The 8005-nt window shown below is 31.3% G+C and carries 8 protein-coding genes; 4 read left to right on the plus strand and 4 right to left on the minus strand.

Annotated elements, in window-relative coordinates:
• Positions 1-286 (minus strand): helix-turn-helix domain-containing protein (locus tag MW871_RS15735; RefSeq protein ID WP_248429351.1); only part of this gene is annotated, 286 nt, incomplete at its 3' end.
• A gap of 4 nt (positions 287-290) precedes the next feature.
• Positions 291-629 carry a type II toxin-antitoxin system RelE/ParE family toxin gene (locus MW871_RS15740; RefSeq protein WP_248428913.1) on the minus strand — a complete coding sequence of 113 codons (339 nt, stop codon included), beginning with the start codon at positions 627-629 and terminating at the stop codon, positions 291-293.
• 447 nt (positions 630-1076) lie between these two features.
• Here MW871_RS15740 and MW871_RS15745 point away from each other — a divergent pair, with 447 nt between their 5' ends.
• The 3 genes from MW871_RS15745 to MW871_RS15755 all read left to right on the plus strand — a co-directional run bounded on the left by MW871_RS15745 (position 1077) and on the right by MW871_RS15755 (position 4668).
• Positions 1077-2195: a vWA domain-containing protein gene (locus MW871_RS15745; RefSeq protein ID WP_248428912.1), complete on the plus strand. Its 1119-nt coding sequence runs from the start codon at positions 1077-1079 to the stop codon at positions 2193-2195.
• A gap of 139 nt (positions 2196-2334) precedes the next feature.
• The gene (locus MW871_RS15750) at positions 2335-3798 is read left to right on the plus strand and encodes an AAA family ATPase (RefSeq protein WP_248428911.1); all 1464 of its coding nucleotides are present in this window, start codon (positions 2335-2337) and stop codon (positions 3796-3798) included.
• Between the two features lie 276 nt (positions 3799-4074).
• Positions 4075-4668 carry a 2OG-Fe(II) oxygenase gene (locus MW871_RS15755; RefSeq protein WP_188050892.1) on the plus strand — a complete coding sequence of 198 codons (594 nt, stop codon included), beginning with the start codon at positions 4075-4077 and terminating at the stop codon, positions 4666-4668.
• Between the two features lie 321 nt (positions 4669-4989).
• Here the strand turns inward: MW871_RS15755 and MW871_RS15760 are convergent, their stop codons facing one another.
• The gene (locus tag MW871_RS15760) at positions 4990-5985 is read right to left on the minus strand and encodes a metal-dependent hydrolase (protein ID WP_248428910.1); all 996 of its coding nucleotides are present in this window, start codon (positions 5983-5985) and stop codon (positions 4990-4992) included.
• A gap of 256 nt (positions 5986-6241) precedes the next feature.
• On the opposite strand from MW871_RS15760, the gene MW871_RS15765 reads away from it, so the two are divergent.
• The gene (locus MW871_RS15765; RefSeq protein ID WP_248428909.1) at positions 6242-7096 is read left to right on the plus strand and encodes a DMT family transporter; all 855 of its coding nucleotides are present in this window, start codon (positions 6242-6244) and stop codon (positions 7094-7096) included.
• 157 nt (positions 7097-7253) lie between these two features.
• Here MW871_RS15765 and MW871_RS15770 read toward each other — a convergent pair.
• The coding region (locus MW871_RS15770) for a GYF domain-containing protein (protein WP_248429352.1) at positions 7254-8005 on the minus strand (752 nt) is incomplete at its 5' end.

The following is an 8005-nucleotide window of genomic DNA, read 5'->3' on the forward strand; positions in this document are numbered from 1 at the left end:
ATAATTCTACATTAAAGTTAATCTTAGCATTTAAAGCACGAAAAACTTTAATAATTGTATCGAATCTAGCGTCAGTTAAACTATTTTCAATTTTAGAAATTTGAGCCTTTTTTACACCAACTAATTGTCCTAATTGTTCTTGTGTCAAGTTTCTTTCTTTTCGAATTTGTTTAATTGTTTGACCTATCAAATCAATTTTTAATTCGTTTTCAAAATTGTCTCTGTTTTCTGTTCCTTTTTCTCCAACGAATTTATCTGTTACTTCATCTAAACTGTATGTTTTCATAATCTTATTTTTTTTCGTTAAAATATTTTATTCTTAATGATTCTGCTCTTTCAATTTCTACTTTTGGCGTTTTATCTGTTTTCTTTATTATACCGTGAGTAGAAATAACAATCGTATCTTGTTTATCTGATTTATCCCAAAAAGCAAACAATCTTAAATATTGTTTGTTGTATAAAGTTCTAAATTCCCAAATTTCTCCATCGAGTTTTTTAAACAATTCATTATCATTTACGCTTCTCGATTTCCAAATATTGTAAAGAATTTTTTCCTTAGATTTTTGGTCTAAACTTTCCAAAAACTCTAGAACAGGTTCAAGAAATTCAACATTAAATTTATAATCCATTTTCTACTATTCTTAATTCGCAGTAAAGATATAAGTTTCCTTTTTAAGAAACAAATGTTGTTAGGATTTTCGGTCGCTCATTGCTGTCGTACAACTAGTATATATGTATGACTAAATTATACCCATACAACCAATTTATGGTGGATTGGTATGACTAAATCATAGTTTATTTATATTTCAAATGTATTAATAAATTCTTACAAATAGATTTAAATTTTCTAAATAGATACATTTTTTAAATTTGTCTACTGACTGATTTATGTTACCAAAGTGTCAACAGATAGATTTCCTTCATTAGGGATATTATAAACGCAAATTACGACTGAACTTTAAAATACAAGTGTGTGGTGAACAATTATTTCTAAATGGGTTTCTAAATCTCATTTAACTAAAAATTAATAAACGTTCGTTTGAAGTACGCTATAAAATGATGTAATTTTAAAGTCTATGGAAAATGTAAATAAAAAAGGTTTCTTTTTCAAGCAATATGAACCGCCATTTCAGTCCCCGTTTGACAAACTCTTTGGTATTTTCAAGGAATTAATAACGCATACTTCGGGAGATTTTGATGAAGCAATCGATTGGTTGAGAGAATTAGACAAGGAATATAAACTCACCGACGAACACTATACCATTGATGATTTTATTGAAGATTTAAGAAAAAAAGGATATATTCGTGATGAACTGAAAGAGGACGGGACTTCGGGAACCGGGATCACTGCCAAGACGGAACGTGCGATAAGACAGCAGGCTCTGGATACTATTTTTGGAAACTTGAAACGTTCTGGAAGTGGGAATCATAAAACAAAACATGCAGGAAGCGGAGACGAACATACAGGCGAGTTTCGGGAGTTTCATTTTGGAGACGGATTAGAACGTATTTCACTAACAGAAAGCTTGCGTAATGCCCAAATCAATAATGGCGTCGATGATTTTATGCTAACCGAAAATGATTTGGTTGTCGAGGAAACACAGTTTAAATCACAAATGAGCACGGTCTTAATGATTGATATTAGCCACAGTATGATTTTGTACGGCGAGGATCGTATTACTCCTGCTAAAAAAGTGGCGATGGCTCTTGCTGAACTCATTACTACGCGTTACCCAAAAGATACTTTAGATATTTTAGTTTTTGGAAATGACGCTTGGACTATTCCAATTAGGGATTTACCGTATTTAAAAGTAGGTCCTTATCATACCAATACGGTTGCTGGATTACAATTGGCTATGGATATTTTACGTCGCAAACGAAATACCAACAAGCAAATTTTTATGATTACCGATGGAAAGCCAAGTTGCGTGCGCGAGAAAGATGGATCCTATTATATGAACAGTAACGGTCTTGACGAATATATTGTGGATAAATGTTACAATCAGGCGCAACAAGCTCGTAAATTACATATTCCGATTACAACTTTTATGATTGCGAATGATCCATACCTGCAACAATTTGTAAATCATTTTACCGAAGCCAATCAAGGAAAAGCATTTTATACGGGGCTAAAAGGATTGGGAGAAATGATTTTTGAAGATTATGAAACCAATAGAAAGAAGAGAATAAAATAGTGTTGAATAATGAGTTGAAACATAGCTTTGAACACTTAACTTAAAAATATTATTAGAGAATAATAGTAATAAAAATTAAAATAATCTTGGTGAACTTTGTGCAAAACATTGTAAACCTTGTGGTTAAAAAACAACAAATATGAAAATAGAAGATATAAAAACACTCGGGGAATTAAAAAAATCAGGATACGAAAGCAAAAGTATTAAAGATGAATTGCGATTAAATTTAAGACAAAAGATAAAAGCTGGGCAAACTACTTTTGAAGGAGTTCATGGTTTTGAGAATACGGTAATTCCAGAGTTGGAACGAGCAATTTTGTCACGTCATAACATCAACTTATTAGGTCTTCGTGGTCAAGCCAAAACGAGATTGGCACGTAAAATGGTAGAATTATTGGATGAATATATTCCGTATGTAAGCGGTTCTGAAATTAATGACGATCCATTGAAACCGATTTCGCGTTTTGCGAAAGATATTATTGATTTAAAAGGCGATGATACTCCAATTTCATGGTTGCATAGAAGCGATCGTTTCTTTGAAAAATTAGCAACTCCAGACGTTACCGTAGCAGATTTAATTGGTGATGTCGATCCTATTAAAGCGGCAAATTTAAAATTATCTTATGCTGATGATCGTGTGATTCATTTTGGAATGATTCCGAGAGCGAATCGCTGTATTTTTGTGATCAACGAATTACCTGATTTACAAGCTCGAATTCAAGTTGCATTGTTTAATATTTTGCAAGAAGGGGATATCCAAATTAGAGGTTTTAAGTTAAGAATGCCTCTGGATATGCAGTTCGTTTTTACAGCAAACCCAGAAGATTATACCAATAGAGGAAGTATTGTGACGCCGTTGAAAGATAGAATAGGTTCGCAAATATTAACCCATTATCCTGACACGATAAAAATTGCAAGAACAATTACGGAACAAGAAGCCAAGTTAGATACATTGCAGAATGATATGGTTTACGTTCCTTCTTTAGCGAGAGATTTATTGGAGCAAGTTAGTTTTGAAGCCAGAGAAAGTGAATATATTGATAACAAAAGCGGAATTAGCGCGCGTTTGAGTATTACGGCTTTTGAGAATTTATTAAGTACTGCCGAAAGAAGAGCTTTGAAAAATGGAGCCGATAAAACTACGGTTCGCTTGTCAGATTTTATGGGAATTATTCCTGCAATTACTGGAAAAGTAGAATTAGTTTATGAAGGAGAGCAGGAGGGAGCCGCCGTAGTCGCACAGCACTTATTAGGTGATGCGATCCATACTTTTTTCCCTGCTTATTTTCCTAAGATTGAAAAATTAGAAAAGCAAGATGAAAAAACAGCTTACACGGATATTATCGAATGGTTTTTTGCCGAAAGTGGTTTCGAGTTATTAGACGATTGTACGGACGAAGAATACCAAAGAATTTTAGGAAGTATTGTTCCGCTTGAAATTTTAATTAAAAAATACCAACCACAACTCGCCAATGAAGACAAATTCTTTATGAAAGAGTTTATATTATGGGCTTTGGTCGAATATAAAAAATTAAGTAAAGATCGTTTTTCCGAAGGCTATCAGTTTAAGGATATTTACGGTAGTTTTATCAGTAAACTGTAATATAAAAAGGGTTTAGATTTATTTCTAAACCCTTTTTTATTTTGAAATTCCTATATTTTAAGCGTAAATTAGCAGATTGCTTATTTTTTTAGAAGATTTAGAAAGATATTATTTTAAAAAAAAAGAATTTAAATTTTAGATTTTTATAATAGTGCTTTTAAAAGCCAACGAATCTCCTGTAAAAAATCATGCATATTTATTTCACAATAAAGTAATGCTATTTTTTTTTATTCTACTTTTGCTTGTTGGCGGTCTAAGCAGTCAATGAAAATTGACATGGAAAATAATTTCGAGACTTTGATAGCCACTTATATTGAAAATAAAGTAGGTATATCTGAGCATTTCTTGAGTAACACTTTGGCGAATAACTTAAAGCTAAATTTAATTGCTCTTAACACTAAAAGTTTATTGGTTGATGCAGGAATAGGCAACGCCGAAAAGGTTTCCTATGATGGAGCAATTCGGAGTGATTCTATTTATTGGTTAGATAAAAAACACAATAATGCCTTCGAAAATGAATTTTTTGCCCAAATAGAAGAATTCATTTTATACCTCAATCGAAGCTGCTTTGCAGGAATTACTAGTTATGAGTTTCATTATTCTTTATATGAATCAGGTGATTTTTATTTAAAACACTTGGATCAATTCAAAAATAATCCCAGCCGAAAATACTCTATGATTAGTTATTTGAATGCCGATTGGCAAGAAAGTGATGGGGGCGAATTGCTTATTCATCAACAAAATAATAATCAAAAAATAGCACCCACTCAAGGTAAAACAGTTTTCTTTAAAAGTGACGAGTTAGTGCATGAAGTTTTGATTACGAATAACACTAGAATGAGTATAACGGGTTGGTTAAAAAGTGATTAATTTTTTTAATACAAATTATTTATATTGTCAAATCGAGCTTACGCGAGATTTTTTTTAATAATTAGTTAAAAAAAGCGTCTCGACTGCGCTCGACCTGACAGCTACACTAAATATTGTCTAATGGAGCACAGTCGATATTCTTTATAGATATTAATTGAAAAAAGCGTTTCGACTGCGCTCGACGTGACAGCTACACTAAATATTGTCTAATCGAGCGCAGTGAAGATTCTTTATAGGGATTACTTTAAAAAAGCCTCTCGTATGCACTCGACGTGACAGCTTAATCTACGTCAGTCGATATTTAATTTAGTAAAAAGTGATTTAATTCCCTTTTAAACGAGTGAATATCTTTTGGAGTAATTTTTTTCCATCTCTCTTACTTTTAGGGACTTCGATCGCATGCATTCCAGCAGGATTTTGAATAAACTGGTAACTAAAAGCAAATTGTGGGTTGGTTGGATTATCATTTAAAAGGCCAAAACGCAGATCGTTAAAATATAAATCCCCGTCTTTTTTTGAAATAATATACCAACCTTCGCTAGCTTTTTTGAGTTTTTCAAAATCTGAATTTCCTAGCAATTGCTTTTCTAGAATCTTATTTTTACTGTAAACAACAAATGAAATGGGTTGTGTGTCAAAAAGGGAATAATCGCTTAATAAATAATTGTCTGAAGTAGCGACGTTTGCATTCCATAAAATCAAATTAAAAGCAGTTGGTTTTACAATAATTTCAGAATATTGAATTCCTTGATTTTTTAGTGCTTTTTCAAATTGTGATAAGGTGTAAAGTTTTATAAAACAAGATAAAAGCAAATAGAAACTACTGATTATTAATCCTCTGATGATGTATTTGTTACGCAGTGTCGTGTTCTTTGTTTTCCATACGAATACTAATGCTACAATAAGCGGAATTGTATAAAGTGGATCAATTACAAAAATAGTTTTTAATGCCAATCGTGGCTCTAAAGGCCATAAAATTTGAGTTCCCCAGGAAGTAAACATATCTAGCAAAACGTGAGTCAGTAAGCCCCAGAAAGCCATATTAGTAGCAGAAAAAAAGATGATTTTACCTTTCTCAAGCTTAGAAATTAGCCAACCCAAAACCGGACTAATTAGCAAAAAAAGAAAAAGAGAATGACTAATGCCACGATGAATTAATATAGCGTCTACAGGATTTATGAACAATCCAACTATCACATCTAAGTCAGGTAATGTCCCTAAAATTGCACCGTAAATAAAGGTTCTGTTTTTAAGTTTTTTTCCAGCGCATACTTCGGCAACTGCAATTCCTAAAACGATTTGTGTAAAAGAATCCATAATGCGAAAGTAAGCCAAATCAATTGACTTCCCAATTGATGTGTTCTGAATTTTAGTAAAATCTATTTGTTAACTTTTTAAACTATTGATGTAAATTAAAAGAATTGTAATAACTCAAAATATTAAATTCTTTATGGCTTTGTGTTTTGGCGGGGACAGAAAGTGCTTTTAAGTTGTACTTATAATAAGGTTTAATTTTCTAAAAAGAACTATTTTTAAACCAATAAAGAGTATTTTTGGACTCTAAAAATTTATTATGCTTTTTCTAATTTTAAGTATTATTTGTAGCGTTACTGTGGGTGTTATTTTTAAAATAACTCGCAAATACAATGTCAATAATTCACAAATTGTAGCAGCAAACTATCTCTTTGCTATAATTCTTTGCTATTTGTTTTTTAGTCCTAATTTGAAGTCAGTTGACACAGAATCGCCTTGGACTTTGTACATCGTTATTGGACTTTTGTTGCCGTCCGTATTTTTATTTTTGGCTGCTTCAATCAAGCATATGGGAATTGTAAAGACAGATGCAGCACAACGACTTTCACTATTTATTCCTATTCTAGCCGCTTGGTTAATCTTCAAAGAAGACTTTAATTCATTAAAAATTATTGCATTTTTAATTGGTTTACCAGCAATACTATTGATTCTCTCAAAACCATCTGAAAACACCAAAAATAAATGGATATATCCTGCTATAGTTTTACTTGGTTTTGGTTTAATAGATATTCTTTTTAAACAAATAGCATCGTACACCACTTTGCCTTATACCACTTCCTTATTTGTAGTTTTTTGCATTGCTTTGCTAATTATGGTTGCTGTTGTTATTTATGAATGGATAGCTAATAATGTCCGTTTGCAGATTAAAAACATCGCTTTTGGAGGTTTAGTTGGTTTTTTTAATTTTGGAAATATTCTTTTCTATCTCAAAGCTCACCAAGCATTTTCCGAAAATCCTTCGACTGTATTTGCAGGAATGAATATGGGTGTAATAATTTTAGGAAGTCTTTTAGGTATTTTTGTGTTTAAGGAGAAATTGTCTAAAATAAATTTAGCGGGACTTTTTCTAGCTTTAATAGCTGTTGTTTTAATTGTATTATCGCAAATAAAATAATTTTTAGATTTAATTTATAGAAGGAATAAGGCTTTAATGAAAAACTAATATGATTTTAGTAAGCATACAAAAAAGCAATAGCTTAATATAAAAATAATGAATTATAATTCTATATGAATCTGTATTTTAATTTCTAATTTGAAATATGAATTTTAATCTATATTTTTATTTTTTCTAATTCTAAAGAGATATGATCCATTTCTTTTTTTAATTCAACTACTTCATTATCTAAAGAGTCAATCTCTTTTTGGCTCGAATTAATTTCTTGTTCTCTTTGAGTAGCACATCTTAAAAACTGAAAATCTTGGGCTTTATTTAATTTATTCTTGGCTTGTTCTAGAGCGCTAACAGATTTAAAAAGTTTTTCCTGAACTTCTACAAGTCTGCTATTTAGTGTTGCTTTTCTTTCTTTTAGAACTTTTTCAAAAGCTATTTTTTCTTGTTCAATAATTTGATTTTTTTGTTCTTTAATTGTTTTTTCTTGTAATTGAAATTGAAGATTTTCTTTTTCAGTTCTAGTGTTCTTTTGCTCTAATTCAGCACTTCTTTTATTTTCAAAATAAGTAAATACAGAACTTGCTATAAATAGTGTTACTAGGGCTATTAGTACATAAAAAAATGTTTTATTGATGCCTAATATTTTTGAATTGGCTGTTGGCTCAGTTGTTTCAGTTTCCTCAAGGCTACCTATTTCAGTTTGTGTTGTAGGTGTTACAAAATTATTAATCAGTGGCGGTACAATTACAAATAATGGTTGCAATTCCGTTATTTCTCCAGCATATTTCCAATCCTCCATTCCTGCACACCATACAGGAGTTGTCTTTGCAATCATTTTTGCTTTTAACTCATCAAAATCAAAGGGACCAGTACTTTCAGTACCATTATGGATGTAATAGGAATTCATGCTGT

The sequence above is a fragment of the Flavobacterium pygoscelis genome (assembly GCF_023162025.1).
Taxonomy (GTDB): domain Bacteria; phylum Bacteroidota; class Bacteroidia; order Flavobacteriales; family Flavobacteriaceae; genus Flavobacterium; species Flavobacterium pygoscelis.